Origin of the sequence: Sphingobium sp. LF-16 (genome assembly GCF_003711185.1) — a bacterium.
Taxonomy (GTDB): Bacteria; Pseudomonadota; Alphaproteobacteria; order Sphingomonadales; family Sphingomonadaceae; genus Sphingobium; species Sphingobium yanoikuyae_A.
Genome location: NZ_CP029335.1, coordinates 3,162,463 through 3,186,869, shown reverse-complemented (window position 1 = coordinate 3,186,869; position 24,407 = coordinate 3,162,463). Strand labels below are relative to the sequence as shown.

At 64.7% G+C, this 24,407-nt stretch carries 24 protein-coding genes; 13 read left to right on the top strand and 11 right to left on the bottom strand.

Features of this window, described 5'->3' with window-relative positions:
- Positions 1–64: 64 nt before the first annotated feature.
- Complete coding sequence (lepA, locus tag DIZ22_RS14750) at positions 65–1,870, bottom strand: translation elongation factor 4 (RefSeq protein WP_010337296.1); 1,806 nt, start codon at positions 1,868–1,870, stop codon at positions 65–67.
- Between the two features lie 195 nt (positions 1,871–2,065).
- Here lepA and DIZ22_RS14745 point away from each other — a divergent pair, with 195 nt between their 5' ends.
- Complete coding sequence (locus DIZ22_RS14745; protein ID WP_029547675.1) at positions 2,066–2,839, top strand: CsgG/HfaB family protein; 774 nt, start codon at positions 2,066–2,068, stop codon at positions 2,837–2,839.
- 33 nt (positions 2,840–2,872) lie between these two features.
- On the opposite strand, the gene DIZ22_RS14740 is transcribed toward DIZ22_RS14745, so the two are convergent.
- Together DIZ22_RS14740 and DIZ22_RS14735 are read right to left on the bottom strand one after the other, a co-directional pair.
- A complete protein-coding gene (locus tag DIZ22_RS14740) occupies positions 2,873–3,916 on the bottom strand; it encodes an acyltransferase (protein WP_010337298.1) in 1,044 nt (347 codons plus the stop codon).
- 134 nt (positions 3,917–4,050) lie between these two features.
- Positions 4,051–4,608: a hypothetical protein gene (locus DIZ22_RS14735; protein WP_010337299.1), complete on the bottom strand. Its 558-nt coding sequence runs from the start codon at positions 4,606–4,608 to the stop codon at positions 4,051–4,053.
- A 147-nt stretch (positions 4,609–4,755) separates the two neighbouring features.
- Between DIZ22_RS14735 and DIZ22_RS14730 the strand changes: the two genes are divergently transcribed.
- The 6 genes from DIZ22_RS14730 to DIZ22_RS14705 all read left to right on the top strand — a co-directional run bounded on the left by DIZ22_RS14730 (position 4,756) and on the right by DIZ22_RS14705 (position 8,802).
- On the top strand, positions 4,756–5,142 hold the full coding sequence (locus tag DIZ22_RS14730) for a PH domain-containing protein (RefSeq protein WP_029547676.1): 387 nt from the start codon (positions 4,756–4,758) through the stop codon (positions 5,140–5,142).
- Between the two features lie 225 nt (positions 5,143–5,367).
- Positions 5,368–6,051, top strand: coding sequence for a hypothetical protein (locus DIZ22_RS14725; protein WP_010337301.1), 684 nt, complete (start codon positions 5,368–5,370; stop codon positions 6,049–6,051).
- A 246-nt stretch (positions 6,052–6,297) separates the two neighbouring features.
- Complete coding sequence (locus tag DIZ22_RS14720; protein ID WP_010337302.1) at positions 6,298–6,807, top strand: helix-turn-helix transcriptional regulator; 510 nt, start codon at positions 6,298–6,300, stop codon at positions 6,805–6,807.
- 64 nt (positions 6,808–6,871) lie between these two features.
- On the top strand, positions 6,872–7,255 hold the full coding sequence (locus tag DIZ22_RS14715) for a hypothetical protein (protein ID WP_004208690.1): 384 nt from the start codon (positions 6,872–6,874) through the stop codon (positions 7,253–7,255).
- A 25-nt stretch (positions 7,256–7,280) separates the two neighbouring features.
- The gene (locus DIZ22_RS14710; protein WP_004208689.1) at positions 7,281–7,694 is read left to right on the top strand and encodes a hypothetical protein; all 414 of its coding nucleotides are present in this window, start codon (positions 7,281–7,283) and stop codon (positions 7,692–7,694) included.
- Positions 7,695–7,866: 172 nt separating this feature from the next.
- On the top strand, positions 7,867–8,802 hold the full coding sequence (locus DIZ22_RS14705) for a PAS domain-containing protein (RefSeq protein ID WP_010337303.1): 936 nt from the start codon (positions 7,867–7,869) through the stop codon (positions 8,800–8,802).
- Between the two features lie 13 nt (positions 8,803–8,815).
- Here the strand turns inward: DIZ22_RS14705 and DIZ22_RS14700 are convergent, their stop codons facing one another.
- On the bottom strand, positions 8,816–9,115 hold the full coding sequence (locus DIZ22_RS14700) for an I78 family peptidase inhibitor (protein ID WP_029547677.1): 300 nt from the start codon (positions 9,113–9,115) through the stop codon (positions 8,816–8,818).
- Positions 9,116–9,132: 17 nt separating this feature from the next.
- A complete protein-coding gene (gene rnd, locus DIZ22_RS14695) occupies positions 9,133–10,299 on the bottom strand; it encodes a ribonuclease D (RefSeq protein ID WP_010337305.1) in 1,167 nt (388 codons plus the stop codon).
- Between the two features lie 128 nt (positions 10,300–10,427).
- On the opposite strand from rnd, the gene aspS reads away from it, so the two are divergent.
- From aspS to DIZ22_RS14670, 5 genes are all read left to right on the top strand, one after another.
- The gene (gene aspS, locus DIZ22_RS14690; RefSeq protein WP_010337306.1) at positions 10,428–12,212 is read left to right on the top strand and encodes an aspartate--tRNA ligase; all 1,785 of its coding nucleotides are present in this window, start codon (positions 10,428–10,430) and stop codon (positions 12,210–12,212) included.
- Between the two features lie 118 nt (positions 12,213–12,330).
- Positions 12,331–13,407: a DUF5694 domain-containing protein gene (locus DIZ22_RS14685; RefSeq protein WP_010337307.1), complete on the top strand. Its 1,077-nt coding sequence runs from the start codon at positions 12,331–12,333 to the stop codon at positions 13,405–13,407.
- Between the two features lie 65 nt (positions 13,408–13,472).
- The gene (locus DIZ22_RS14680; RefSeq protein ID WP_010337308.1) at positions 13,473–14,258 is read left to right on the top strand and encodes a polyphosphate kinase 2; all 786 of its coding nucleotides are present in this window, start codon (positions 13,473–13,475) and stop codon (positions 14,256–14,258) included.
- Positions 14,259–14,339: 81 nt separating this feature from the next.
- Positions 14,340–15,668 carry a methyl-accepting chemotaxis protein gene (locus DIZ22_RS14675; protein ID WP_010337309.1) on the top strand — a complete coding sequence of 443 codons (1,329 nt, stop codon included), beginning with the start codon at positions 14,340–14,342 and terminating at the stop codon, positions 15,666–15,668.
- Between the two features lie 88 nt (positions 15,669–15,756).
- Complete coding sequence (locus tag DIZ22_RS14670; protein ID WP_004208680.1) at positions 15,757–15,942, top strand: hypothetical protein; 186 nt, start codon at positions 15,757–15,759, stop codon at positions 15,940–15,942.
- A 177-nt stretch (positions 15,943–16,119) separates the two neighbouring features.
- Here DIZ22_RS14670 and recA read toward each other — a convergent pair whose 3' ends face one another.
- The 6 genes from recA to dapA all read right to left on the bottom strand — a co-directional run bounded on the left by recA (position 16,120) and on the right by dapA (position 22,214).
- A complete protein-coding gene (recA, locus tag DIZ22_RS14665; RefSeq protein ID WP_004208679.1) occupies positions 16,120–17,190 on the bottom strand; it encodes a recombinase RecA in 1,071 nt (356 codons plus the stop codon).
- Between the two features lie 112 nt (positions 17,191–17,302).
- Positions 17,303–17,659 (bottom strand): response regulator, encoded by a 357-nt coding sequence (locus DIZ22_RS14660; RefSeq protein WP_004208678.1) that lies wholly within the window; start codon positions 17,657–17,659, stop codon positions 17,303–17,305.
- An 84-nt stretch (positions 17,660–17,743) separates the two neighbouring features.
- Positions 17,744–20,128, bottom strand: coding sequence for an ATP-binding protein (locus DIZ22_RS14655; protein ID WP_122928364.1), 2,385 nt, complete (start codon positions 20,126–20,128; stop codon positions 17,744–17,746).
- 83 nt (positions 20,129–20,211) lie between these two features.
- Positions 20,212–20,805, bottom strand: a complete 594-nt coding sequence (locus DIZ22_RS14650; RefSeq protein ID WP_010337313.1) for a DUF2062 domain-containing protein — start codon at positions 20,803–20,805, stop codon at positions 20,212–20,214.
- Positions 20,806–20,808: 3 nt separating this feature from the next.
- Positions 20,809–21,291, bottom strand: coding sequence for an SsrA-binding protein SmpB (gene smpB / locus DIZ22_RS14645; protein ID WP_010337314.1), 483 nt, complete (start codon positions 21,289–21,291; stop codon positions 20,809–20,811).
- Positions 21,292–21,335: 44 nt separating this feature from the next.
- On the bottom strand, positions 21,336–22,214 hold the full coding sequence (gene dapA / locus DIZ22_RS14640; RefSeq protein ID WP_010337316.1) for a 4-hydroxy-tetrahydrodipicolinate synthase: 879 nt from the start codon (positions 22,212–22,214) through the stop codon (positions 21,336–21,338).
- A 99-nt stretch (positions 22,215–22,313) separates the two neighbouring features.
- Between dapA and DIZ22_RS14635 the strand changes: the two genes are divergently transcribed.
- On the top strand, positions 22,314–24,386 hold the full coding sequence (locus DIZ22_RS14635; RefSeq protein ID WP_122928363.1) for a lytic transglycosylase domain-containing protein: 2,073 nt from the start codon (positions 22,314–22,316) through the stop codon (positions 24,384–24,386).
- Positions 24,387–24,407 lie beyond the last annotated feature (21 nt).

The window sequence follows — 24,407 nt, the reverse complement described above, 5'->3', positions numbered from 1 at the left end:
CGCGCCGGCAGGCAATAGCAAATCGGGGTGGAAGCCCGATGGCCTCCACCCCGATGGATGATGCTTAATTCTCGTCGCCCATGCGCAGCGCGGCGATGAAGGCTTCCTGCGGAATCTGGACGCTGCCATATTCGCGCATCCGCTTCTTGCCTTCCTTCTGCTTCTCCAGCAGCTTCTTCTTGCGGGTGATGTCGCCGCCATAGCATTTCGCCGTGACGTCCTTGCGCATCGCCGCGATCGTCTCGCGCGCGATCACCTTGCCGCCGATCGCCGCCTGGATCGGGATCTTGAACAGGTGGCGGGGGATCAGATCCTTGAGGCGCTCGCACATGTGGCGGCCGCGCGCTTCGGCGGCGGAGCGGTGGACGATCATCGACAGCGCATCGACCGGCTCGTTGTTGACCAGGATGCTCATCTTGACGAGGTCGCCCTCGCGCGTGCCGATCTGGTGATAGTCGAACGAGGCATAGCCACGGCTGATGCTCTTCAGGCGGTCATAGAAGTCGAACACCACTTCGTTGAGCGGCAGTTCATAGGTCACCTGAGCGCGGCCGCCGACATAGGTGAGGTTCTTCTGGATACCGCGACGGTCCTGGCACAGCTTCAGGATCGAGCCCAGATATTCGTCGGGGCAGTAGATCACCGCCTCGATCCAGGGCTCCTCGATCATCTCGATATGATTGGGATCGGGCATGTCGGCCGGATTGTGCAGGTGAAGGGTGCGACCATCCTTCATATGCATGTCATAGACGACCGACGGCGCCGTGGTGATCAGATCCAGATCATATTCGCGGCTCAGACGCTCCTGGATGATTTCCAGATGCAGCAGGCCGAGGAAACCGCAGCGGAAGCCGAAGCCGAGCGCGGCCGAAGTTTCCATCTCGAACGAGAAGCTGGCGTCGTTGAGGCGCAGCTTCGAGATCGACTCGCGCAACTTCTCGAAATCATTGGCGTCGACCGGGAACAGGCCACAGAATACCACCGGCTGCACTTCCTTGAAGCCCGGCAGCGGCTTGGCGGCGCCATTCTTCACCGTGGTGATCGTGTCGCCGACGCGGGTCTGGGCGATTTCCTTGATCTGGGCGGTGATGAAGCCGATCTCGCCGGCGGCGAGTTCGGGCAGCGCCTCGATCTTGGGGCGCATGCAGCCGACGCGGTCGATCAGATGCTCGGTGCCGCCGATCATGAACTTGATCGCCTGCCCCTTCTTGATGACGCCGTTGACCACGCGCACCAGGATGACGACGCCCAGATAGGGGTCGTACCAGCTGTCGACCAGCATCGCCTCCAGCGGGGCGTTGCGGTCGCCCTTGGGGGGCGGGATCTTGGTGACGATGGCTTCCAGGATATCGTCGATGCCGATGCCCGACTTGGCGCTCGCCAGCACCGCTTCCGACGCGTCGAGGCCGATCACCTCCTCGATTTCCGCGCGCACCTTTTCCGGCTCGGCGGCGGGCAGGTCGATCTTGTTCAGCACCGGCACAATCTCATGATCATGCTCGATCGACTGATAGACGTTGGCTAGCGTCTGCGCTTCCACGCCCTGCGCGGCGTCGACGACCAGCAGCGCGCCCTCGCACGCGGCCAGCGACCGCGACACTTCATAGGCGAAGTCGACATGGCCCGGCGTGTCCATAAGATTGAGCTCATAGGTCTCGCCATTTTTGGCGGTATAGTCCAGGCGCACGGTCTGCGCCTTGATGGTGATCCCGCGCTCCTTTTCGATGTCCATGTTATCAAGGACTTGCGCGCTCATCTCCCGGTCGGTCAGGCCGCCGGTGCGCTGGATCAGGCGATCGGCCAGCGTCGACTTGCCATGGTCGATATGCGCAATGATCGAAAAGTTTCGGATATGGGACAGGTCGGTCATCGGCGCCCGATAGCAGCAGTTGCGGGCGCTGTCAGCAGGATCACGCTGTGCATGGCACGTGAAATTGCGGTGCGATGACAAGCATCGTCATTAACCCCCTTTGCTTGGAAGCCCCTTGCGGCTGTGTTACGTTCCAGAAAAATATCCGGGGCGCACCAATTTCTCTCGACCAGACAGGAAACGGGGTTTTTGAAAATGCGTGTATTGAAGATGCTGACTGCGGCTGCGGTCTGCCTTGGTTCGGCCGCGCCGATGGCGATGGCCGCCGAAAAGGGTTCGTCGGCCCGTCAGGAACAGTCGCGAAAGCAGGCGGAAATCCCGCGCTGTACCAAGCGCCTTGGCACCGTTGCGATCGTCGAGCCCGACAATCAGTGGTGGCGCGAACTCAATCTGGGCAGCCCCGAGGCGATCCTGAAGATCTTCGTGCAGCAGTCGGGCTGCTTCGGCCTGGTCAATCGTGGCCGGTCGATGGCAAGCCGCAACATGGAACGCGCCATGGCCGACAACGGCGAATTGCAGGCGAACAGCAATCTGGGCCGTGGCCAGGTGAAGGCGGCGGATTATTTCCTGGAGCCGGACATCGTCTCCTCAAACCGCAACAGCGGCGGCAATTCGCTGGGCGGCGTGCTCGGCGGCTTCATGGGTGGCAGCACCTGGGGCCGGATCGCTGGCGGCATCAACGTCAAGAAGAGCGAGGCCAATGTCACCCTCTCGGTCGTCAATGCCCGCACCACCGAGGAAGAGGCACTGACCGAAGGCTATGCCCGCAAGTCGGACCTGAGCTTCAACGCCAGCGGCGGGTCGAGCTGGTGGGGCGGTTTTGCCGGCGCCGGTGGCGGTGGCTATCAGAATACCGAGATCGGTCAGGTGATCGTGCTCGCCTATCTCGACGCCTATACGAAACTGGTGACGCAACTGGGCGGCCTGCCCGAAAATGCGGCCGCTGCCGCGCCGGTCGCGCAGCCCTGATGACAAGGGGGCGCTGCCGCTGCGGCAGCGCCCTCATCCGCTCGGCGCGATTTCCGCGAGCGGGCCGGGCGCCCGTCGCCGCTTCTTCCACCAGCGCAGGATGATCTCTCCTGCTGGTCGCTCGACCAGGCGGTTGATGAGCGTGCCGAGCGTCAGCGCGACCAGGAAGGCGGCGGCAAAGCCGATCCAGGGACTGTAGCCGGCCCTGGCGATTTCCAGCATGACGACGAAGCCGACATGCTGGTGGATCAGGTAGAAACTGTAGCTGATCCCGCCCATCCAGACGAGCGGCCGGATCGCCAGGAAGCGCAGATGATTGCGGATCAGCGCTGCGAAGGTCGCCATCAGCACCAGGCCGACAATGGTCACGTCCCATGTTTCCATGGTCGCGATCGACAGCAGGGCGAGCGCGGCATAGGGGGCCTGCTGCTGCCAGCTGCGTTGCCCAGCCCATATGCGGTAGGCCAGCATGCCGATGATGAAGAAGGGCGTATAGCGCAGCACCAGCAGCATCACGACCCGTTCGGGCACGATGTCGGGCCAGAGCTGCATGACCCAGCGCAGGATCAGCCAGACCACCAGCGTCGGTTCCAGATGCCGCAGGCCGATCCATTTCCAGATCGAGACCATGCAGAAATAGAAGGCGATCTCCACCGTCAGCGTCCAATAGGCGCCGTCCACTTCGGGAATGAAGGCAAAGCCCTGGAGCATCGTCAGATTGGCGAGAATCGCAAAGGGGCCGACCAGCAACTGGGTCGCCTGCGCCAGATATTCGATCGACAGCGTCACCAGCATCGCCACCAGATAGGCGGGGTAGAGGCGGGCGAAGCGGTTGACGATGAAGTCGGCGACCGTGCCGATCCGGTCCAGCGTGAAGAAGATTGCAAAGCCGGAAATGGTGAAGAACAGCAGCACGCGGTAATTGCCGCCGGGAAAGCTGAAGGGCACATGGCTGGCCTGCGGGAACAGCTCATGGAAACGGGTCGAATAATGGAAGACCAGCACGCACAAGGCGCCGATGCCGCGCAACGCGTCCAGCTCCGTCAGCCTTGTCCGTTTCGGCTTCGTTTCAACCATGATGCTTCATAGCAATGATGGAGCAACGAATGGGATATTTTCTTGGTTAACGCGCAATGCGCAAATGGCGGATACGGGCGCTGTCGGTCCCAATCTGGAACGTCCCGCCTTTGCCCCCGTGCGGGATCGCGGTCTTAGCCGGCCGCGCACCAGTCGATTGGCTTGGTCGACCAGGGGCGGGCATAGCGTTTGAGGATGAGGAGTTGGCCCAGCGAGACACCGTCGCGCAGCAGGATGCGGGCGGTCGGATCACTGTCGGCGGGATCGGCATGGGCTTCGAAGCTGCCGCCGTTCAGCATGCCCTGCAACGCGGTGCGGCCGGCGCGGGCAAGGGCGGCTTCCTGCGGGCAGGCAGCGCCTTCGAGTCGCGGCGCGCTGATGTCGGCGAGATGGTAGCGACGGCCCTGATAGGCATAGGCGTCGGTGGCGAGGACACAGGCCTGGCCGTCCAGATCGTCACAAGCGGCAAAACGGGTGGATATGGTGGCGGGGGCGTCGATGGATGGTGCTGAAGCCGTCGTCGACGCGGGCAGCACATGGCGCATCAGGACCAGCAGCAGCGCCCCCATCAACAGGGCGATGAGGATGAGACGAAGCGGCACGATGGCGCGGCGCTGATCCTGCTTGTCATTCAGCCAATGGCCGGAACGGTCCCGGTCTTCGTCACCAATATCATGCAGGCTATAGGCCATGATTCATCCCCAATCGGAGGCCATCGCTAGTAAATATTGGGAAATTTTTGGTTAACCATGACGCTCGCACAGGGGGCGGCGGACGGCGCCTTGACGCCGCGCCGGGGCCATGGTGAAAAACCGCTGGAGCCAGACGAGGGAGACGGCGTGAGCGAAGCATGGCTATATGACGAGCATCCGGCGATGGTCCGGGCGCATCCCTTCCTGTTCCTGCTGCTGCTGGTTTCGGTGGTCGGCATATTGGCGATCGGCGTGTGGTGGGTGATGCACAAGGGCGAGCGGCTGGCGCTGAGCGAGCGCGAAGTGCTGCTGGAGCGTGGCTTGCTGGCCAAGCAGCGGACCGAGATCGCGCTGTCCAGCATCCGCAGCGTGCGCATCACGCAGACCTTCGGCCAGCGGCTGTTCAATGTCGGCAATGTCGAGCTGTTCAGCGCCGGTGACGTAGCGGAAATCGCGATCCGCAACATGCCGCGACCGGGCCGGATTCGGGCGATTGCGGCGGCCCGCAACCTGGACCTGCTGCCCCAGCGCTGAGCGGTCGAGCAGGGGCGGTGCGCACGGAAAGCGCACGAAATCCGCCATTTTCTTGTCGAACATAATGTCTAGGCCCTTGACTTGGGCGCATTTATTTTAACCAATAGGAGCCCAGGGGCCGGCAGAGCTTTCCACCCGCACGAGGACGCCAGGAACAAGCAACGTCGATCCGCATCAGGCGGACGGCGGGAAAAAGGGGGCGCCTTGATGGTGGGTTTGCGCGTAATGCCGCTGTTGCCGGAACTGACGGCCGATCAGCGGGCCGAGATTCGGCAGTCCTGCGGCTTTGCCTGCGTGCGCTGCGGGGTGACCATCTATCGTTATCTGGGGCTGCCAGACGGGCCGGGGGCGACGCTGCTCTGCCCGACCTGTCACGGGCTGGTGGAGGAAGGGCGGCTGACCGCGAATCAGGTCCACAGCTTCCATGCCAATCCGGTGGTGCGCCAGCGCCACTTCGCGCGCGATCGCCTGCCCTTCTCCAACGAATTGCCGCAATTGATCGTCGGTGGATCGCGGATGCTGCGCGATACGCCGATTCCCATCACCCTGGACGGCGAGCCGATCCTGATCTTCGCGCCGCCGCGCCGATCCATGGGGGCGACGCGGATCAGCGTCAGGCTGGGCGCGGCCGACGGCACGCCGATGCAGGTGATCGATGGCAATGAATGGAAGCCGCATGACGGCAGCTGGCATTTCCTGTTGCGTGGCGACCGCTATTCGATGATGGCGGCGCGGGGCGACGGATTGTGCGTTTTGCGTATCGTTGCGCGCAACCGGCTTGCGGTCGAGCATCTGCGGACCACGATCAACGGGCGCCGGCTGGAAGTGACGCCGGACTGGCTGGAGGTCGATGGCAAGCGCTATGTCGACCGGATCGGCAGCGGTACGCTGATCGGCCTGGAACTGTAGACGGCGCCTTTCGGGGCGCTATCCGGGCTCCCGATTGCAGCTATTGCGGATCGAGTCATGTCATGACTGGATTCCGTAACGGAAACAGGCGATGCCCACAGGCGTCGCCTTTTTCGTCTCACCGATATGGATGAAGTGTATCTGATATAAATCAATGGCTTGGCCGGCATCATAAAAAATTGATCATAGAAGAAGTTTACATCCGTTCCGGGGCATGATTCCCTGTGGGCGATCAGAGGGGTTGGAATGTCGAATGCGGTTGCCAGTCTGGACGATAATCAGCGGGCATGCCTGCGGCTGGTGGCACAGGGCTATACCTCCAAGCAGATCGCGCAGCGCACATCGCTGACCCCCGGCACGGTCGACCAATATGTCTATCGCGCGACCGTGGCGCTGGGCGCCAAGGATCGGCGCGAAGCCGCCCGGATATTGGTAGAGGCCGAGAAAAACGCGCAATTCAAGCAATTTGAATTAAAGCCGGAGCCGCTTGTTGAACCGGCGATGGCGGGTGAGAAGGAGGCGTCGGCACCAAGCAGGCCGACCCGGACCGGCGACATCCCGGCTGGTGCAGAGCGGCAGGAAAAGGGTCGTTTGCGCCAATTGGGTAACCGGATTCTGGCAACCATGGGAGGGGAACCGCATGGGCTGAATCGATGGCAGATCCTGACGACCATCTTCCGGGTCGCGTTATGGGCAGGGGGTTCCCTGGCCGCGCTGATCACGATGGGATATTGGCTCAATCATCTGTTCGGCTGACGGTCTCCAACAATCCAACCATCTGATGGGCCAGCGAGCGCTGGCCTAAAAAGGGAGCCTTGCCATGTCCAATGCCCGCCGCGCCGAGCGCGCCGCCAAGAGCGAAATGCACATGTCGGACGACACCTTCTTCAACCTGAGCGGCCAGGTCCGCGATGCCTATGTGAAGCTGGACGATGTTCTGGCCCATACGCTGCGGATGAGCGCCGACATGATCGACACCGCCCGCACCATCGGCCTGGCCCCCGAACAGGGACAGAAGCTGTTCAAGCGCTTCCATGGCTGCATCGACACGATGATGCAGAGTCGCGAGCAGCTGCTGGGCGCCCATCTGGAAGCGACCAAGATCCGCATGAAGACCAATCAGGCCGAACGCGCCGACGGCTGCTACAGCCCGTGGAGCGCGCTGGAAGAAAAGCAGGCCGACGCCCTGCGCCTGGTCGCCTGACGCGACCGGACCGGAAGGCAGGATCGTGCAGATCTTCCTCGCTTATACGATCGCGCTGATCGCCACCTCGATCTTCGTGGTGCGCTATGGCGGCGCGACCGGGCGCTGGAGCATCGTCGGCGTCTGGGCAGGGTTCATCCTGGCCCAGACGGCGGTCCTGACCATCCGGCCGGAGGCGGTGCTGATCCGCACGATCCTGGCGATCGAATGCGCCTCGCTGCTGTTCAAGATCATCATTTCGATGCTGAGCAGCCGGCGCTGGCCGATCATCGTCGCCGCCTTCCAGCTGAATGTGGCGGCGGTTCAGGTCGCGGTGATCGTGTCACCCGCCTACCTCACCAAATTCTTCTACGCCATGTCGACAATCTGGGCGGTGCCGGTGCTGGTCGTGATGGCCATGGGCACGCAGATGGACCGGAAACACGCGTTTCCGGCCTGAGCAAAGGAAACAGGATGCGGAAATGCCCGTCATTCCCTCTTGAAGCCGTCCCGTCCCGAGGAAGGCATGTTGCTTCTGTTTTTGTCCGATTGATGGAGGGCCGATAATTATGGCATCAAGGGACATGACCCAGCGCGTTACGCGCCATCTGAACCCAGTAGGGAGTGATGGAATGGAGGGAGAGGGTGGTTATCCGGCCGAAAGTCCGGTCGTCACCGCGGCCGACCTGGTCCGCGGCTTTTCCGAATGTCGCGACATGGCGACACGCACGCCGCTTTACATCACCCATCATGGCCGGGCGACTCATGTGCTGCTGGGCGTCAACGAATTCCGGGCGCTGAAAGCCCAGTCGGGCAGCGCCGGTCAGGAAAGCGCCGAGGAGAAATTGTTCGCGCTGGCCGACTGGGTCGATCAGGCGGTGATCATCTGCGACCAGGACATGCGCGTCGACTTCGTCAACCGGGTCGCCAGCGCCATCTGTCGCAAGCCGGTGGGGCAGATGGTCGGCCCCAAGCTGGACGTCGTCCTGCCGTCCATCAGCGGCAGTCTGATGGAGGTGCATGTGCGCCGCACCGTGAGCGGCGGCGAGCCGAGCGCAGCCGATATTCCCTCCCCCTTTGCCGACGGCGCCTGGCTGCGGCTGCAGAGTTTTCCCCTTGGAAGGTCAACCGTCATCATGTTCCGCGACATTACCGAGGATGTGCGCCGCCATCGGCTGGCCGATGCCAAGGCCGCGATCATCGAGGCGATGACCGCCCATGGCGATGTCGGCTATGTCCGCCTGTCGGTGCGCGGCACGATCGACGCGGTCGATGTGCCCTTCACCGACATGCTGAGCCTGCCGCGCGAGCGGGTGATGGGCGTGCAACTGACCGATCTGGTGCTGACCCATGGCCGCGCAGCATTCCGCCAGGCGCTGGAGCGGGCGATGCAGGGGCAGGGCGCGCAATGCGTGCAGACCATGCTGCTGAGCAATCGCGGCGAGGCGGTGGCCGTGAAGGCCTCTATCGTCGCCCTGCACGGCGCCTATGGCGCCGAGGGGGCGGTGGTGCTGATCACCGCGCTCGATGGGAGCACGGTAGTGGAGTTGCCGCGCGCCGCCGAATGAGGGCGCGCGCGGGTCAGCCGCAGCGGGCGCTGGTGACGACCATCTGATCGTCATAGCTGACGGTCAGCCGGTCAGGGCGGAAGTCCATGGTCATGGCCATATTGGGGCCGCCCCAGCGCAGCGTCTTCGCGCCCGATGCCTTGAGCAATTCCGCGCCCAAATCGGCCGTCGCCTTCTGGCCGGTGAAGCGGTCGAGCCCGTCATGGCTGCACGGCCCCTGCGCCATGGCAGGCGGCGATGCGGAGTCGGGGCCTTCACCATTGGTCCCGGCACAGGCGGTCAGGGGCAGGAATATCATCGCCATCATCGTCATCCGCATCGTCCGTCTCCTCATTCGGTCCGCGTCATTTTCAGCCGGCCATTCTTGACGGCAAAGGCCAGGCGCCCTTCGACCAGGTCCACCGCATCCCGGCCGAACTGGTCATAGCGCCAGCCTTCCAGGATCGCGAGATCGTCGCGCACGCCAGCGGCCAGCGCCTCGATATCGTCGGTGCGGGCGAGCAGGCGCGGGGCGACATTGATGTCGCGCGAGCGGATCTTGAGCAACAGCTTCAACAGGTCGGCGACCAGTGCGCCATCCTTGCCCAGGCCCGGACGCTTGGGATCGCGTTCGGGCATCTCGTCCTTGCCGAGCGGCTTGTGCGCGCCCAGCGCCGCCATCAGCCGGCCGCCAATGTCGTTGCTCTTCCAGGTGGCGGACAGGCCGCGCACCTTGCCCAGATCCTCCTGCGCGCGCGGCGGGTGGCTGGCGATGTCGGCCAGCGTCTCGTCCTTGACGATGCGGCCGCGCGGCAGATTCTTGTCCTGGGCTTCCTTCTCGCGCCAGGCGGCCAGCGCCTTGAGGCGACCCAGGACATCGGCCTTGCGGCTGGCGATGCGGACGCGCTTCCAGGCTTCGGACGGATCATTCTCGTAATTGGAGGGATCACTGATCCGCTCCATTTCCTGGTCGAGCCAGTCGCCGCGCCCGGTCTTGCGCAGTTCTTCCAGCATCTTGGGGAAGATTTCGATCAGATAGGTGACATCGCCGATCGCATAGTCGATCTGGCGCTTGTCGAGCGGGCGGCGCGCCCAGTCGGTGAACCGTGCGCCCTTGTCGAGTTGCACGCCGAGCCAGGCGTCGACGAGGTTGCCATAGCCGATCTGTTCGCCAAGGCCGAGCGCCATGGCGGCGATCTGGGTGTCGAACATCGGATGCGGCGTCTTGCCGGTCAGATTATGGACGATCTCGATGTCCTGGCCGCCGGCATGGAAGACCTTGAGCACGTCCTCATTATTGACCAGCAGGTCGAGCAGGGGCGTAAGGTCGATCCCCGGCGCCTTGGGGTCGATCGCCGCGGCCTCGCTGGAGTCGGCGACCTGGACCAGGCAGAGTTCGGGCCAGTAGCTATTCTCGCGCATGAACTCGGTATCCACCGCGACATAGGGGGATTTGGCCATGCGGGCGCAGAAATCGGAAAGCGTCTTGCTGTCGGTAATCAGCGGATGAATTTGCATATGGTCTTCGATCTTATTATGGGCTGGCCCGCGTCCTGCGGGCTGGTCGATAGTCGACAAGGCAAGCCCATAGCCGGGCCGCAACAATTTGTCATTTCCGTAAAACGAATTTGAAAGATCGAAACGCCATGCACGCCTATCGCACCCACAATTGCGGCGCCCTTCGTGAAGCCGATGTCGGCGCGAATGTGCGCCTGTCCGGCTGGGTGCATCGCAAGCGCGATCATGGCGGCGTTCTCTTCATCGATCTGCGCGACCATTATGGCCTGACCCAGATCGTCGCCAAGGCGGACAGCGAGCCGCTGCGCATCCTGGACGGCCTGCGTGCGGAATCGGTCGTGACGATCGACGGCACCGTCGTCGCGCGCGGCCCGGAAGCGACCAACCCGAAGATGGCGACCGGCACGATCGAAGTCGTGGCCGACAAGGTCACCGTGCTGTCGACCGCGGCTGAACTGCCGCTGCCGGTGGCGGGCGAGCAGGAATATCCCGAGGATATCCGCCTGCGCTATCGCTTCCTGGACCTGCGCCGCGAAACGCTGCACGCCAATATAGTCACCCGCACCAAGATCATCCGCGACATGCGTCGCCGCATGGAAGATGCCGGCTTCACCGAATATTCGACGCCGATCCTGACCGCGTCCTCGCCCGAAGGTGCGCGCGACTTCCTGGTGCCCAGCCGCATCCATGCGGGCAAGTTCTACGCTCTGCCGCAGGCGCCCCAGCAATATAAGCAGCTGCTGATGGTCGCCGGTTTCGACCGCTATTTCCAGATCGCCCCCTGTTTCCGCGACGAAGATCCGCGCGCCGATCGCCTGCCGGGCGAATTCTACCAGCTCGACCTGGAAATGAGCTTCGTCACCCAGGAAGATGTCTGGAACACGATGGAGCCGGTCATCGCATCGGTGTTCGAGGAATTTGCCCAGGGCAAGCCGGTCACCCCGGCCGGCAGCTTCCCGCGCATCCCGCATGCCGAAGCCATGCTCAAGTATGGCAGCGACAAGCCGGACCTGCGCAACCCGATCATCATCCAGGACGTGACCGAGCATTTCCACGGCTCGGGCTTCGGCATCTTCGCCAGCCTGGTCGAAAGCGGCAATGTCATCCGCGCGATCCCGGCGCCGGGCGCGGGCGCGGGCAGCCGCAAATTCTTCGACGACATGAACAACTGGGCGCGCGGCGAAGGCTATTCGGGCCTTGGCTATATCAACATCAAGGATGGCGTCCCCGGCGGCCCGATCGCCAAGAATCATGGCGAGGAAGCGACCGCCAAGCTGATCGCGGCGCTGGGCCTTGGCCCGAACGACGGCGTGTTCTTCGCCGCCGGCAAGGAAGGCCAGGCGGCGAAGCTGGCGGGCCTGGCGCGCATCCGCGTCGGCGAGACGCTCGACCTGATCGACAAGGACCGGTTCGACCTGTGCTGGATCGTCGACTTCCCCTTCTATGAATATGACGAGGACGAGAAGAAGGTCGACTTCGCCCACAATCCCTTCTCGATGCCGCAGGGCGGGCTGGACGCGCTCAACAATCAGGATCCGCTGAGCCTCAAGGCCTATCAGTATGACATGGTCTGCAACGGCTATGAGATCGCGTCGGGTTCGATCCGTAACCAGTCGCCCGAGGCGATGGTCAAGGCGTTCGAACTGGTGGGCCTCAGCCAGGCGGACGTGGAAGAGCGGTTCGGTGGTCTCTATCGCGCGTTCCAGTACGGTGCGCCGCCCCATGGTGGCATGGCCGCCGGTGTCGACCGCATCGTGATGCTGCTGTGCGGCGCGCAGAATCTGCGCGAGATCACGCTGTTCCCGATGAACCAGCGCGCCGAAGACCTGCTGATGGGGGCGCCCAGCGCCGCCGAGTTCAAGCAGCTGCGCGAACTGCATGTTCGTGTCGTGGAGCCGCAGGCGAAGGCATAAGCCTTTCCATCGGCTGGGAAGAACAGGGCTCCCGCCATCTGGCGGGGGCCTTTTTCTTTGCCGTCTTGCCTTGCTGTATTGTTATGATAACACACGTGGCGGCAAGGGAGCGTGGCGGATGATGCGGACGATCATGGCGATAGTGGCGGCGGGGCTTGCGGCGGTGTCTGTGCAGGCGACTGGTCCCGGTTTCGATCCGCGCGCTTTGAAGGCGGTTGCCGGGCCGCCCAATGAGGTGATGGTGCTGGGCACGCCCCATCTGTCGGGCTGGCCAAAGGATTTCGATGCGCAGGCGCTGGGGCCGTTGATCGACCGACTGGCGGCGTGGAAGCCGCAATCGATCGCGGTCGAAACCCTATCTGGTCTGCAGTGCGATGCGTTGCGCCGCGCGCCGTTCCGCTATGCCGAGACGGTGGAAACCTATTGCTGGGACGCGACGCCGGCGCGCCAGGCGACCGGGCTGGACGTTCCGGCTGCCACGGCCGAGGTCGAGCGGCGTCTGACCGCCTGGCCGGAGCGACCGACGGCATCGGACCGGCGCCATCTGGCGGCCTTGTTCCTGGCGGCGGCGGATCAGGGATCGGCGCTGGTGCAATGGCTGCGGCTGGACGGCGCGGACCGTCATGTGGGGGATGGGCTGGACGCCATATTGGTGGCGCGGCTGGAAACGCTGCGCCAGCGTCGCAACGAGGAGTTCCTGATTGCCGCGCCGCTGGCTGCCAGGCTGGGGCTGGAGCGGCTGGAACCGATGGACGACCACAGCGCCGACCGGCCCTATCGCAATGCCGAGGAGGAGAAGGCAGCGGGCGCGGCGATCATGAAGGCGTGGGACAATGAAGCGACGGCGCGGCGCAAGGCGGCCGATGCGGCGCTGCAGCCCGGCATCCGGACGGGGGCCGGCGTGCTGGCGCTCTATCGCGCCTATAATGCGCCGGATCAGGCGCAGACCATCTATGACAGCGATTTCGGCGCGGCGCTCAAGGAGCCTTCGCCCGAGCGTTTCGGGCGCGGCTATGCCGGCTATTGGGAGGTGCGCAACCTGCGCATGGCGGCCAATATTCGCGACGTGTTCGCCGCCGCGCCGGGCCAGCGCATGCTGGTGATCGTCGGCGCCTCGCACAAATTCTATCTCCAGGCCTATCTCGACATGATGCACGATGTGCGGCTGGTCGATACCGACGCCATACTGCACTGAGGCCGCGCTTGCTCTTGGCGGCGCGGTTCGATCTAATCAGCCGTCCCCTTGCAGGAGAGCGGCGCATGACGATCAATCTGTCGGACTATGAAACCGGGGCGAAGTATAAAGGCGATTATGATGCGGCGCTGCTGGCGCTGCAGCGTCGCCTGTCGAAGATTCAGGTCGCCCATATCCTGCATCGCCGCCGGACCGTCATCATGCTGGAAGGCTGGGATGGCGCGGGCAAGGGCGGCATCATCAAGCGGATGACCGCGGACTGGGACCCGCGTTACTATCAGGTCCACCCGATTGCCGCGCCGACGCGCGAGGAACTGGACCATCATTTCCTCTGGCGCTTCTGGACCCGGCTGCCCGCCAGCCAGAATATCGGCCTGTTCGACCGCAGCTGGTATGGCCGGGTGCTGGTCGAGCGGGTGGAGAAATATGCCACCAAGGCGGAATGGAAGCGCGGCTACAAGGATATCAATGCGTTCGAGGCGCAGCAGGTCGATACCGGCACCAACATCATCAAGCTGTTCGTCCACATCACCCAGGAGACGCAGGATGAGCAACTGGCGCAGCGGCTGGATACGCCGTGGAAACGGTGGAAGACCGGCGCCGACGATTATCGCAACCGGGCCAGGCGGGCCGAATATTGGGATGCGATGCACGACATGTTCGAGAAGACCGACACCAAGCAGGCGCCCTGGAAGGTGATCGACAATAATAACCGCAAGGCCGGACGAATCGCGGCGCTGACCTATGTCGCGGAGCGGCTGGAGAAACTGGTGCCGATGGATTTCCCGGCGGCCGATCCCGAGGTGGTCAAGCTGGCACGCGAGGCATTTGGCTATAAGCCGGCCAAATAATTCCGTAAAAACAACGATCTGTAACAAAAGCGTCATCAAATACTAAGCGGTCATTTACCCTTTTCTTCTAGGCCGGGCGCCATGTACGCGCCCCAGATGCTCGATCGGCCCGACCCGGAGCCGCATGTTGCCGCCGGCACCGCCTTGCCCTTTGCGCAGGGCTGCACTGCGGTCCGGCTGGGCCAGCCGCTCAGCCAGGCCGTCGACCGCTTCCAGGACGATGCGGCGCTGCGGCTGCTGCCGGTAGTGGACGCCGCCGATCGGCCGGTGGGGGCCATTTATGAGCGCGACATGCGGCGCATCCTGTTCAACCCCTTCGGCCATGCGCTGCTGCGCAATCCCAGTTTCGGCGGGCGGCTGGACGAACATGTGCGGCCGTGCGCGACGGTCGAACAGAGCGCCAGCGTCGAACGGCTGATCGACCTTTATGCGGCGCAGGGGAGTGATTGCGAGGGGCTGATCGTGACGCAGGGCGGCCATTATGCCGGCGTGGTCGGCGGCCTGCTGCTGCTGCGGCTGGCGGCGGAGCGGGATACGCGCGATGCGCTGGCCCGCACCCGGCGGCTGGAACATGTGACGCGCGAGAGCGGCGCATTTCGCGCGGATGTCGAGGCGCTGATCGCGGATCTGGTCGGCATGGCCGACATGCTGTCGGCGCGCGCTGAACAGGCGGTGGAGCGGGCGTCGGGCAATGGCGAGGCGGCGGCCGGCATGGCGGTCGCGGCGGAGCAGACTGCCGACAGCCTGCACGGCATCGCCAGCGGCGGGCAGGAACTGGGCGGGCTGTTCCAGGCGATGGAAAGCCAGGTGCGCGCGGCGGGCGAGGCGATCCGCGCGGCGGTGGCGCAGACGCAGGTCGGGGCCGAGCAGACGGCGGCGCTGCGCGTCGAGGCGGACGGGATCGGCGCGGTCATCACCCTGATCGACGATATTGCGCGGGCGACCAGCATGCTGGCGCTCAATGCCAGCATCGAGGCGGCACGGGCCGGCGAGGCGGGGCAGGGCTTTGCCGTGGTGGCGCGCGAGGTGAAGACGCTGGCGAGCCAGACGCGCGAGGCGGCGGCCGAGATCGGCCAGCGCATCGGCCATGTCCGGCTGGCGGTGGAGACGGTGGCGCAGGGCCATCTGCACATGGACGCGGCGATGGCGACCGCGAATGAGGTGTCGGCATCGGTCTTTTCGGCGGTGGCGCGCCATGGCGCCTTCAGCCGGTCGATCGCCGCCAGCCTGTCGGAAGCCGGATCGTCGAGCGACCATATCCGCCAGAGTGCGCGCCAGATCAGCGACAATGCAAGCGCGGCGGCGGCGGGCGCCCATGATATCGGCGTTGCGGCGGGGCAACTGGCGACGGTCGCGCACCGGCTGGATGATCGGGCGAGCCGGTTCCTACAGGCGATCCAGGCAGGCTGAACCGCACAAAGCCTCTGGTAACGGCGCAAAAAGCAGCTAGTCTTGCACCCAATGGGTCCGGCACGGGCCGAAAATGGGAGAGAAGATCATGCTTGTCATGTTCGTCGGCGTCGATCGCACCGAAACCGCGGTCAACCCTACCCAGGTGACCTTCGTCTCATCCGTGACCGACGGCACCCGCATCCGCTTTGGCGAAGGCCGCAGCGTCACCGTGACCGAACCGATCGCCGAGGTGCTGGATTCGCTCAACCGCGCCCTGCGGCCGCACGAATAGCGGTCTTTTCCCTCTTCCCCTCCGTTGCGCCTGCATGGCGACAGCCCTGTCGCGCGCCCGGCAGGTAAAAGGCCCGCCGCGCCATCGCGCGACGGGCCTTTTCAGAGCGTGAAGCCAGAGGTGGACGAAAGGCAGGATCAAGCGCCCGGTTGATCCGGTCGGGCGCGGTCGTCCTGCTTAGTCGTCATCCCCCGCTTCGGGTCCGGCCATCATCCCTTCGGCGACTTCCTCGGTCTTGCCGCGGATCGCCTTTTCCAGGCGGTCTGCCATTTCGGGATTTTCCTTGAGGAAGGTCTTGGCGTTTTCGCGACCTTGGCCGATGCGGACCGAGTCATAGGAGAACCAGGAGCCCGACTTCTCGACCAGCCCGGCCTTGACGCCGATGTCGAGCATCTCGCCGATCTTGGAAATGCCCTCGCCATACATGATGTCGAACTCGACCTGCTTGAAGGGCGGGGCGACCTTGTTCTTCACCACCTTCACGCGGGTCGCGTTGCCGACGATATCGTCGCGATCCTTGATCTGGCCGGTGCGACGGATGTCGAGACGGACCGAGGCGTAGAATTTGAGCGCGTTGCCGCCGGTGGTGGTTTCCGGATTGCCGTACATCACGCCGATCTTCATGCGCACCTGGTTGATGAAGATCACCATGCACTTGGAGCGGGCGATCGACCCGGTCAGCTTGCGCAGCGCCTGGCTCATGAGACGCGCCTGCAGGCCGACATGGCTGTCGCCCATCTCGCCCTCGATCTCGGCACGCGGCACCAGCGCGGCGACCGAGTCGACGACGAGGATGTCGATGGCGTTGGAGCGGACCAGCGTGTCGACGATTTCCAGCGCCTGTTCGCCGGTGTCGGGCTGCGACACGATCAGTTCGTCAATGTCGACGCCCAGCTTCTTGGCATAGATGGGGTCGAGCGCATGTTCCGCGTCGACGAAGGCAGCGGTGCCGCCGGCCTTCTGGGCTTCGGCGATCGCATGCAGCGTCAGCGTGGTCTTGCCCGAGCTTTCCGGGCCATAAATCTCGATGATGCGGCCCTTGGGCAGGCCGCCGATGCCGAGCGCGATGTCGAGGCCGAGCGAGCCGGTCGAGATCGATTCAATCTCGATCTTCTCGCGGCTGCCGAGCTTCATCGCGCTGCCCTTGCCGAAGGCGCGATCAATCTGGGCGAGCGCCGCCTCCAATGCTTTCTGTCTGTCCATTGTGCCTGTCTTCTTGGAATCGATGAGTGAGAGCATAGCGGTCATCGGCCTATCCCCTGTCAAGCGGATCGCGTCGAGTCACTCGGCGCCTGCCAATGATGTATCCTGTTTGTTCCTGTGGAACAAGAGGGGAACGGAAATTTCCTATCCTGCCTATTCAGTCGGCGAGAATCTTCTCCAGCGCGCGTTCCACGGCACCGATGGTGAAGGGCTTGGCGAGCGTCGGGCGATCGGCATGGCCCTGCGGCAGATCATCCGCCATGCCGCCGGTGGCGAACAGGAAGGGGATCGACTGCTGCGCCAATATGTCGGCGACCGGCCAGCTTTTTTCACCCTGGAGATTGCAGTCGAGCAGGGCGGCGTCGAACCCGCCCTCGCGCGCCAGGGCGCACGCCTCGTCCACCGACGCGGCGGTCGCGTGGAGGCGATAACCGAGCGCGTCGAGATAATCTTCCAGCATCATGCCGATCATCGCTTCATCCTCGACGATGAGGATGGACTTGCCGTCAGCCATGCGCCCTTGTCCCTTGTGCTTGCTTCCCATCGCTAGCCAAAGGGGCAGGCGATGCCCAGCATAATCGTTTGCCGGCGGCCAAGTTCATTCCGCCGCCGGTCGCATCGCCAGCGCGTCGCGCGCCGCTTCGGCCAACTGATTGACGGAAAAGGGCTTGGGCAGGAAGGCGACATTGGCGATGTCGATCGACTTGCGCAGTTGCTCCTCGGCATAGCCGGACATGAACAGCACGGGGAGGTCGGGGAAACTGCGTCGCGCCTGCGCCACCATGGCCGGGCCATCCATATTGGGCATCACCACGTCGGAGATCAGCAGGTCGATCTTCTCGCCGCCGCCCAGCACTTCCAACCCCTGTTCGCCGTCGCTGGCGGTCAGCACCTTGTAGCCCTGGCGGGTGAGGGCGCGTTCGGCCACGGCGCGGACCATATCCTCATCCTCGACCAGCAGAACCGTGCCGGTGCCCCAGGTTTCGCTGCGCTTGATCGGCGTCTTGGGCTTGGCCTGCTCGATGTCGCCGCCGGCATAGACCGGCAGATAGATGACGAAGCTGGCGCCCCGGCCCAGCTCGGATTCGGCGAAGATATAGCCGCCCGACTGCTTGACGATGCCATAGACGGTGGAAAGGCCAAGGCCCGTGCCCTTGCCCAGTTCCTTGGTGGTGAAGAAGGGCTCGAAGATCTTGGACAAGATGTCGGGCGGGATGCCCAGCCCCGTGTCGGACACGCGCAACGCGGTATAGTCGCTGATCGGCAGAATTTGCTGCCGCATCTCGCGCACGCGGTTCGCCGGCACGCCATAGGTCTGGATATTGAGCGTGCCGCCTTCGGGCATGGCATCGCGGGCATTGACCGCCAGGTTGATGATGACCTGTTCCAGCTGGCCGGGGTCGGCACGCACTGCGCCGAGGTTGCGGCCATGGCTGACGTCGAGCTTCACATTCTCGCCGAGCAGCCGCTTCAGCAGGTTGGAGACGTCGGCGACGATGTCGGGCAGCTGCAATATCTGGGGGCGCAGCGTCTGCTGGCGCGAGAAGGCGAGGAGCTGGCGGGTGAGGCCCGCCGCGCGATTGCTGTTCGACTTGATCTGGGTGATGTCGTCATAGTCGCTGTCGCCCGGCGTATGGCGCATCAGCATCAGGTCGCAATGGCCGATGATGGCGGTCAGGATATTGTTGAAGTCATGGGCGACGCCGCCGGCCAGCTGGCCGATCGCCTGCATCTTGGTCGCCTGCGCGACCTGACGCTTGAGCTTCGATTCCTCGCTATTATCCTTGAGGCTGAGCAGCACGGCGGCCTCGCCCAGGCCGCGCACGCCGGCAAGGCTGAGCGCGATCGGTTCCTCGGGCTGTTCGCGCATGCGCACGGCGATGTCGCCCGACATTTGCGGGCCGACGGCAAAGCGGCGTACTGCATCGGCCACCGCCGCCTGATCCTCGCGCACGACAAGGTCGCCGGGATAGTTGGGCGTTTCGGCATCCTTGATGCCGGCGGCGCGGGCGAACGCCTTGTTGACGAACAGCACCCGGCCGTCGCGGTCGGCCATGGCGAGGCCGAAGGGCAGCAGCGAGAGCAGGGTTTCGATATAGGAAAGGGCGGAGGTGCCGCCGCCGCCGGCCGGCTCGTCGATCAGCAGCAGCAGCATCGGGCCGTCCTGCGCGCCATTCTGGACGCCGCCCGGCTGCGACGCACGGCGCAGCGGCACCTGGAGCAGGCGCAGCGGCAGGCCGCCGCTTTCCTCGCGCGCCAGGAACAGCCGGCCCTTGTCATCGACCCGCATATGGGCGGCGAAATCGCGGCCGGTGATGTTGGCGTCGATCCGTCCGGCGGCGCGCAGCAGGAAGGCACCGTTGGCGGCGCGGATGCGGCCCTCGCCGCCGATCATCACCGCCATGATGCCGGCTTCGCCCAGTTGCCGTCCGGCTTCGCCCGTCAGCACGCGATGGACATCGTCGAGCGCGCTGGGCTGGCGCATCGGGGTGAAGCGCCAGAGCAGATAATCTTCGGAGCGACCGGTGCGGGTGATGTCGACGTCGAGGCGCAGGGTCGCATGGGCGATCGCCTCCACCTTGGCCTCGCCATCGCGCCAAGCGGCGCGGGCGGCGGCGGTCAAGCTCTCGATCAGCGAGGCATCGGCATTGACGGCCGGGGGCGAGGGGTAGCCGGGGAACCATTCGCCGAACAGGTCGCTCGCGCAGACCAGCCGGCCGGCGCGGTCGGTGACGGCGATCGCCATGCTGGAGGCGTCGGCGGCGGCGCGCGCCACGGTCCAGTCGGGCACGGCATCACTGGCGGACAGCGGCGGGGGGTAGAGGCGGCGATACCAGGCGAGCAGCGCGGCGATGGTGATGACCGTGGCGGCAAAGCTGGCGGCCAGCGCCCAGTCGCCAATGGCATAGAGGACGATCGCGGCGGAGGCGGCCGCGGCGAGCGCGAGCAGGGGCACGAAGCTGCGCGACGGGGCCTGCCCCATCCACGCCTCATCATCCCTATTTACCCGCGCGACCATCGGCGCCGTCCCCTTAAGCCCTTACAATGGAACCATGACGCCACGGATCAGATCCGGGCGATCTCTTCCAATGCGCTGCTTTCGGTGCGCTTGCCAATCCTCAATTTGCGCGCCTGCCACTTGCGCCCCATGCGTCGGCGCCAGAACCAGTCGGCGCCGACATAGCCGAGCACCGCGCTGGCGAGCGAGATGAGGAACAGGCCGAGCAGCATGGCCGGGGCGGCTTCGGAAAAGAGCCAGGCGCACCATTGGCCGATCGAGGCATGGCCATCGACCAGCGCCATGAAGCCCGAGGTGTCGGCGCTGCGGCCGAGCATCCAGTTGCCGAGCCACACCGACGCCATCAGGATCAGCGGCGTGGTGGCCGGGTTGGACAGGAAGGTCATTGCCGCCGCCACCGGAATATTGGCGCGGAAGGGCAGGGCGAAGATCGCGGCGCCGGCGATCTGGACGCCGGGGATCAGCAGGAAGATGCCGACGAACAGGCCGAGCGCGACGCCGCGCGGCACCGACCGACGGGTGAAGCGCCACAGCGAAGGTTCCAGCACGCGATGGGCGACGGGGGCAAGGACGCGGCTCTTCTCCAGCGATTCACGGGTCGGCGCGTTGGCGTGCCACCAGCGGGAGAAGCGATTGTCCATGGATCAGCTATGCGCCTTCATGATGCGCTGCTGATCGCGCTTCCAGTCGCGTTCCTTGATCGTGTCGCGCTTGTCGTGATTCTGCTTGCCTTTGGCCAGCGCCAGTTCGACCTTGGCCCGGCCCTGGCTGTTGAAATAGACCATCAGCGGCACCAGCGTCATGCCCTTGCGCGACACCGCGCTGTGCATCTTCTCGATCTCGCGCTCGTGCAGCAGCAGCTTGCGCACCCGCTTGGGCTCGTGATTTTCGCGGTTGCCATGGCTATATTCGGGGATGTTGCTGTTCACCAGGAAGACCTGGTTGCCCTTCACCTCGGCATAGCTTTCGGCGATATTGCCCTCGCCGCCGCGCAAGGCCTTCACCTCGGTGCCCTGCAGCGCGATGCCGGCCTCGAACACGTCCTCGATGAAATAATCGAAACGGGCGCGCCGGTTCTCGGCGACGATCTTCTTCTTGTCGAAGGTTGCGGGGCGGGGGCGGGCCATAGTCTGCTGCTTAACTCAATTCATCATATAGGGACGCCGGCGCGTCAAACCAGACCGGCGATCTCTAGCGCGCGATCGACCGCGGCGCGGCTCGATTCCGACGGCCAGGTAATCGGCAGCCGAAGCTCGCCGGGCATGTCGGGCCGCACGCGGGTAAGCGCATATTTGACAGGGCCGGGTGAAGAATCGCTGAACAGGGCATCATGCAGGGGATAGAGACGATCCTGCAGCGCCAGGGCACCATCCCAATCCTGCGCGGCGCAGGCCGCCTGGAAATCGGCGACCAGGCGCGGGGCGACATTGGCGGTGACCGAAATACAGCCCCGGCCGCCCATCGCGTTGAAGCCGAGTGCGGTTTCGTCATTCCCCGAAAGCTGGCAGAAGTCCGGGCCGCAGGCGAGGCGCTGCGCGGTGACCCGCCCCAGATTCCCGGTGGCGTCCTTCACCCCGACGATCGACTGATATTCCTGGCTCAGCCGGTGCATCACCGGCACGCCGATGTCGGTGATGGTGCGGGTGGGGACGTTGTAGAGGACGATCGGCAGGTCGCAGCGCTGCGCAAGATAGGCGAAATGCTGGTAGACGCCTTCCTGATTCGGCTTGTTGTAATAGGGCGCGACGACCAGCGCCGCGTCGGCGCCGGCGGCCTGCGCCGCATACATATGCTCCAGCGCGATGCGGGTGTCGTTCGATCCGCAGCCGGCGATCACCGGCACGCGGCCGGCCGCCTGGTCGACGCAGATGGCGATGACGCGATTATGCTCTTCGACCGTCATGGTCGCGCTTTCGCCGGTGGTGCCGCAGGGGACCAGCGCGCTCGACCCTTCCTCGATCTGCCAGTCGACCAGGGCGCGGAAGGCGGCCTCGTCCACCGCTCCGTCGCGGAAAGTGGTCACCAGGGCTGGAATCGACCCGGAAAACATCATTAAACTCCTTCAATTCTCCGGGCGACCGGGGCATGATCGGGCAAGCGGCGCGCTATAGCGCGTCATTCAGGGCCTGATAAGGATGCAATAGCGATTATGTCCAGCATGCCGAAGCCCGGAACTGTCGAAAGTTACCTGATCCGCATGCCTGTCATTGCTTTATTGCTCGCAACCGCCGGTGCCGGCGCCCAGACCGAAACCCCCACCGTCTATGCCCAGGCGATGGTGCAGCCTTTGCCGGGCCAGCCGGGCTCGACTCAGCCCAGCGCCTGGAACCAGGCGGCGAGCCGCGTCGGCATGCCGTCCGATCCCTCGATCGCCGGCACGATCAGCCAGTGGCGCGCCTTGCAGCAGAGCGATGGCCTCGGCTTTTCCACCTATGCCAGCTTCATCATGGCCAATCCCGGCTGGCCGGGCGAGAACCGGATGCGGCGGCTGGCCGAGACCGGGATCAATCCCGACAGCTTTGATCCGCGCCAGGTGATCGCCTTCTTCGCCCGCTTCCCGGCGCGCACCGCGACCGGCCATGCCCGCAATGCCGTGGCGCTGATGCAGGCCGGGCGGATGGATGAGGCGCGGGTGGCCGCGCGCACCGCCTGGATCACCGGCACGCTGAGCCCGACCGACGAGGCGAGGCTTTTGTCGCTGTTCGGATCGGGCTTTACCGTGGCCGACCATGACCAGCGCGCCGATGTGCTGTTGTGGAGCAATGATACGATCGGCGCGATGCGAATGCTGGCCTATGTCAGCCCGGCGCGGCGGGCGATCTATGATGCGCGTATCGCCTTTCGCCAGAAGTCGCCGGACGCCGCGATCAAGATGCAGACGGCCGAGCCGGCCGGCGGCGCGAGCGATGCGGGCTTCATTGCCGACAAGGCGACCTGGCTGCTCAACAGCGGCAACTGGATCGCCGGGCGCCAATATCTGGCCAATCGCCAGCCGCTGACCTTCCGCCCCGGCAATGCCGAAAAATGGTATGAGACGCTGCTGACCCAGGCGCGGTCGTCGGCGAACGACAGCCAGTGGAGCTTTGCCTATGGCATCGCAAGCCAGCTGGACGACGCCTATGCGCCGGGCACGGATGTGTCGACCCGGCCGATCGGCGAGCGCGACGATTATACCAGCCTTGCCTGGCTGGCGGGCACGACCGCCTTCTACAATCTCAACCGGCCGACCGATGCGGTGGCGATGTTCCGCCGCTATGCGACCGGCGGCAAGTCGCCCCAGGTCCAGGCCAAGGGCTATTATTGGGCCGGGCGCGCGGCGCTGCAGGCGGGCGATGCCGCCAGCGCCAACAGCTATTTCAACCAGTCGGCACAATTCCCCGATCAATATTATGGCCAGCTGGCGCTGGAACGGCTGGGCCGGCCGGTGCCGCCGCCGCCCGAACGGGCGGTGGCGATCTCGGCCGCCGAGCGCAGCGAGTTCAACAACCGTTCGGTGGTGCGCGCCGCCAGGGCGCTGGGCCAGATGGGCTATTGGGAAGACCAGAGCAAGTTCGTGCGCGCCATTGCCAATGGTGCGGACAGCGATGGCGATCATTTCTTGGCCGCAGAGCTGGCGCAGAATCTGGGCCGCCCCGACATGGGCGTGATGGTCGGACGTCGCGCCGTGTCCAACGGCCTGACCGGCTATGGCGCCAGCGCTTTCCCGCGCGTGCCGGTGCCGCCGACGGCGCAATATAACTGGACCATGGTCCATGCGATCGCGCGGCAGGAAAGCCAGTTCGACAAGCAGATCGTCAGCCATGCCGGCGCGCGCGGCCTGATGCAGCTGATGCCGGGCACGGCGCGCGAGCAGGCGGGCAAGCTGGGCCTGAGCTATGATGCCGGTTCGCTCAATGATCCCAGCTACAACATCATGCTGGGGTCGGGCTATTTCCAGCGCATGCTGGACTATTATGGCGGCAGCTATCCGCTGGCGGTCGCTGCCTATAATGCCGGGCCGGGCAATGTGAATCGCTGGGTCAAGGCCAATGGCGACCCGCGCCTGCCGGGCGCCGACATGCTGCGCTGGATCGAGCAGATTCCGATCTTCGAGACGCGCAACTATGTGCAGCGGGTGCTGGAAAATGCCGTCGTCTATGAAGCGATGAATCCGGAGCGGGCCAAGTTCAAGGGCAGCAATGCGGTGCTGAGCCGCTATCTGGGCAAGCAGACGCCGGGCTGATCTTTCCGGTTTGCGCGTCGG

What these genes read in the sequence shown, in the direction of transcription:
- lepA (WP_010337296.1), bottom strand. Translation starts at nt 1,870, where the DNA reads ATGACCGACCTGTCCCATATCCGAAACTTTTCGATCATTGCGCATATC.
- DIZ22_RS14745 (WP_029547675.1), top strand. Translation starts at nt 2,066, where the DNA reads ATGCGTGTATTGAAGATGCTGACTGCGGCTGCGGTCTGCCTTGGTTCG.
- DIZ22_RS14740 (WP_010337298.1), bottom strand. Translation starts at nt 3,916, where the DNA reads ATGGTTGAAACGAAGCCGAAACGGACAAGGCTGACGGAGCTGGACGCG.
- DIZ22_RS14735 (WP_010337299.1), bottom strand. Translation starts at nt 4,608, where the DNA reads ATGGCCTATAGCCTGCATGATATTGGTGACGAAGACCGGGACCGTTCC.
- DIZ22_RS14725 (WP_010337301.1), top strand. Translation starts at nt 5,368, where the DNA reads ATGCCGCTGTTGCCGGAACTGACGGCCGATCAGCGGGCCGAGATTCGG.
- DIZ22_RS14720 (WP_010337302.1), top strand. Translation starts at nt 6,298, where the DNA reads ATGTCGAATGCGGTTGCCAGTCTGGACGATAATCAGCGGGCATGCCTG.
- DIZ22_RS14715 (WP_004208690.1), top strand. Translation starts at nt 6,872, where the DNA reads ATGTCCAATGCCCGCCGCGCCGAGCGCGCCGCCAAGAGCGAAATGCAC.
- DIZ22_RS14705 (WP_010337303.1), top strand. Translation starts at nt 7,867, where the DNA reads ATGGAGGGAGAGGGTGGTTATCCGGCCGAAAGTCCGGTCGTCACCGCG.
- DIZ22_RS14700 (WP_029547677.1), bottom strand. Translation starts at nt 9,115, where the DNA reads ATGACGATGATGGCGATGATATTCCTGCCCCTGACCGCCTGTGCCGGG.
- rnd (WP_010337305.1), bottom strand. Translation starts at nt 10,299, where the DNA reads ATGCAAATTCATCCGCTGATTACCGACAGCAAGACGCTTTCCGATTTC.
- aspS (WP_010337306.1), top strand. Translation starts at nt 10,428, where the DNA reads ATGCACGCCTATCGCACCCACAATTGCGGCGCCCTTCGTGAAGCCGAT.
- DIZ22_RS14685 (WP_010337307.1), top strand. Translation starts at nt 12,331, where the DNA reads ATGATGCGGACGATCATGGCGATAGTGGCGGCGGGGCTTGCGGCGGTG.
- DIZ22_RS14680 (WP_010337308.1), top strand. Translation starts at nt 13,473, where the DNA reads ATGACGATCAATCTGTCGGACTATGAAACCGGGGCGAAGTATAAAGGC.
- DIZ22_RS14675 (WP_010337309.1), top strand. Translation starts at nt 14,340, where the DNA reads ATGTACGCGCCCCAGATGCTCGATCGGCCCGACCCGGAGCCGCATGTT.
- DIZ22_RS14670 (WP_004208680.1), top strand. Translation starts at nt 15,757, where the DNA reads ATGCTTGTCATGTTCGTCGGCGTCGATCGCACCGAAACCGCGGTCAAC.
- recA (WP_004208679.1), bottom strand. Translation starts at nt 17,190, where the DNA reads ATGACCGCTATGCTCTCACTCATCGATTCCAAGAAGACAGGCACAATG.
- DIZ22_RS14660 (WP_004208678.1), bottom strand. Translation starts at nt 17,659, where the DNA reads ATGGCTGACGGCAAGTCCATCCTCATCGTCGAGGATGAAGCGATGATC.
- DIZ22_RS14655 (WP_122928364.1), bottom strand. Translation starts at nt 20,128, where the DNA reads ATGGGGCAGGCCCCGTCGCGCAGCTTCGTGCCCCTGCTCGCGCTCGCC.
- DIZ22_RS14650 (WP_010337313.1), bottom strand. Translation starts at nt 20,805, where the DNA reads ATGGACAATCGCTTCTCCCGCTGGTGGCACGCCAACGCGCCGACCCGT.
- smpB (WP_010337314.1), bottom strand. Translation starts at nt 21,291, where the DNA reads ATGGCCCGCCCCCGCCCCGCAACCTTCGACAAGAAGAAGATCGTCGCC.
- dapA (WP_010337316.1), bottom strand. Translation starts at nt 22,214, where the DNA reads ATGTTTTCCGGGTCGATTCCAGCCCTGGTGACCACTTTCCGCGACGGA.
- DIZ22_RS14635 (WP_122928363.1), top strand. Translation starts at nt 22,314, where the DNA reads ATGTCCAGCATGCCGAAGCCCGGAACTGTCGAAAGTTACCTGATCCGC.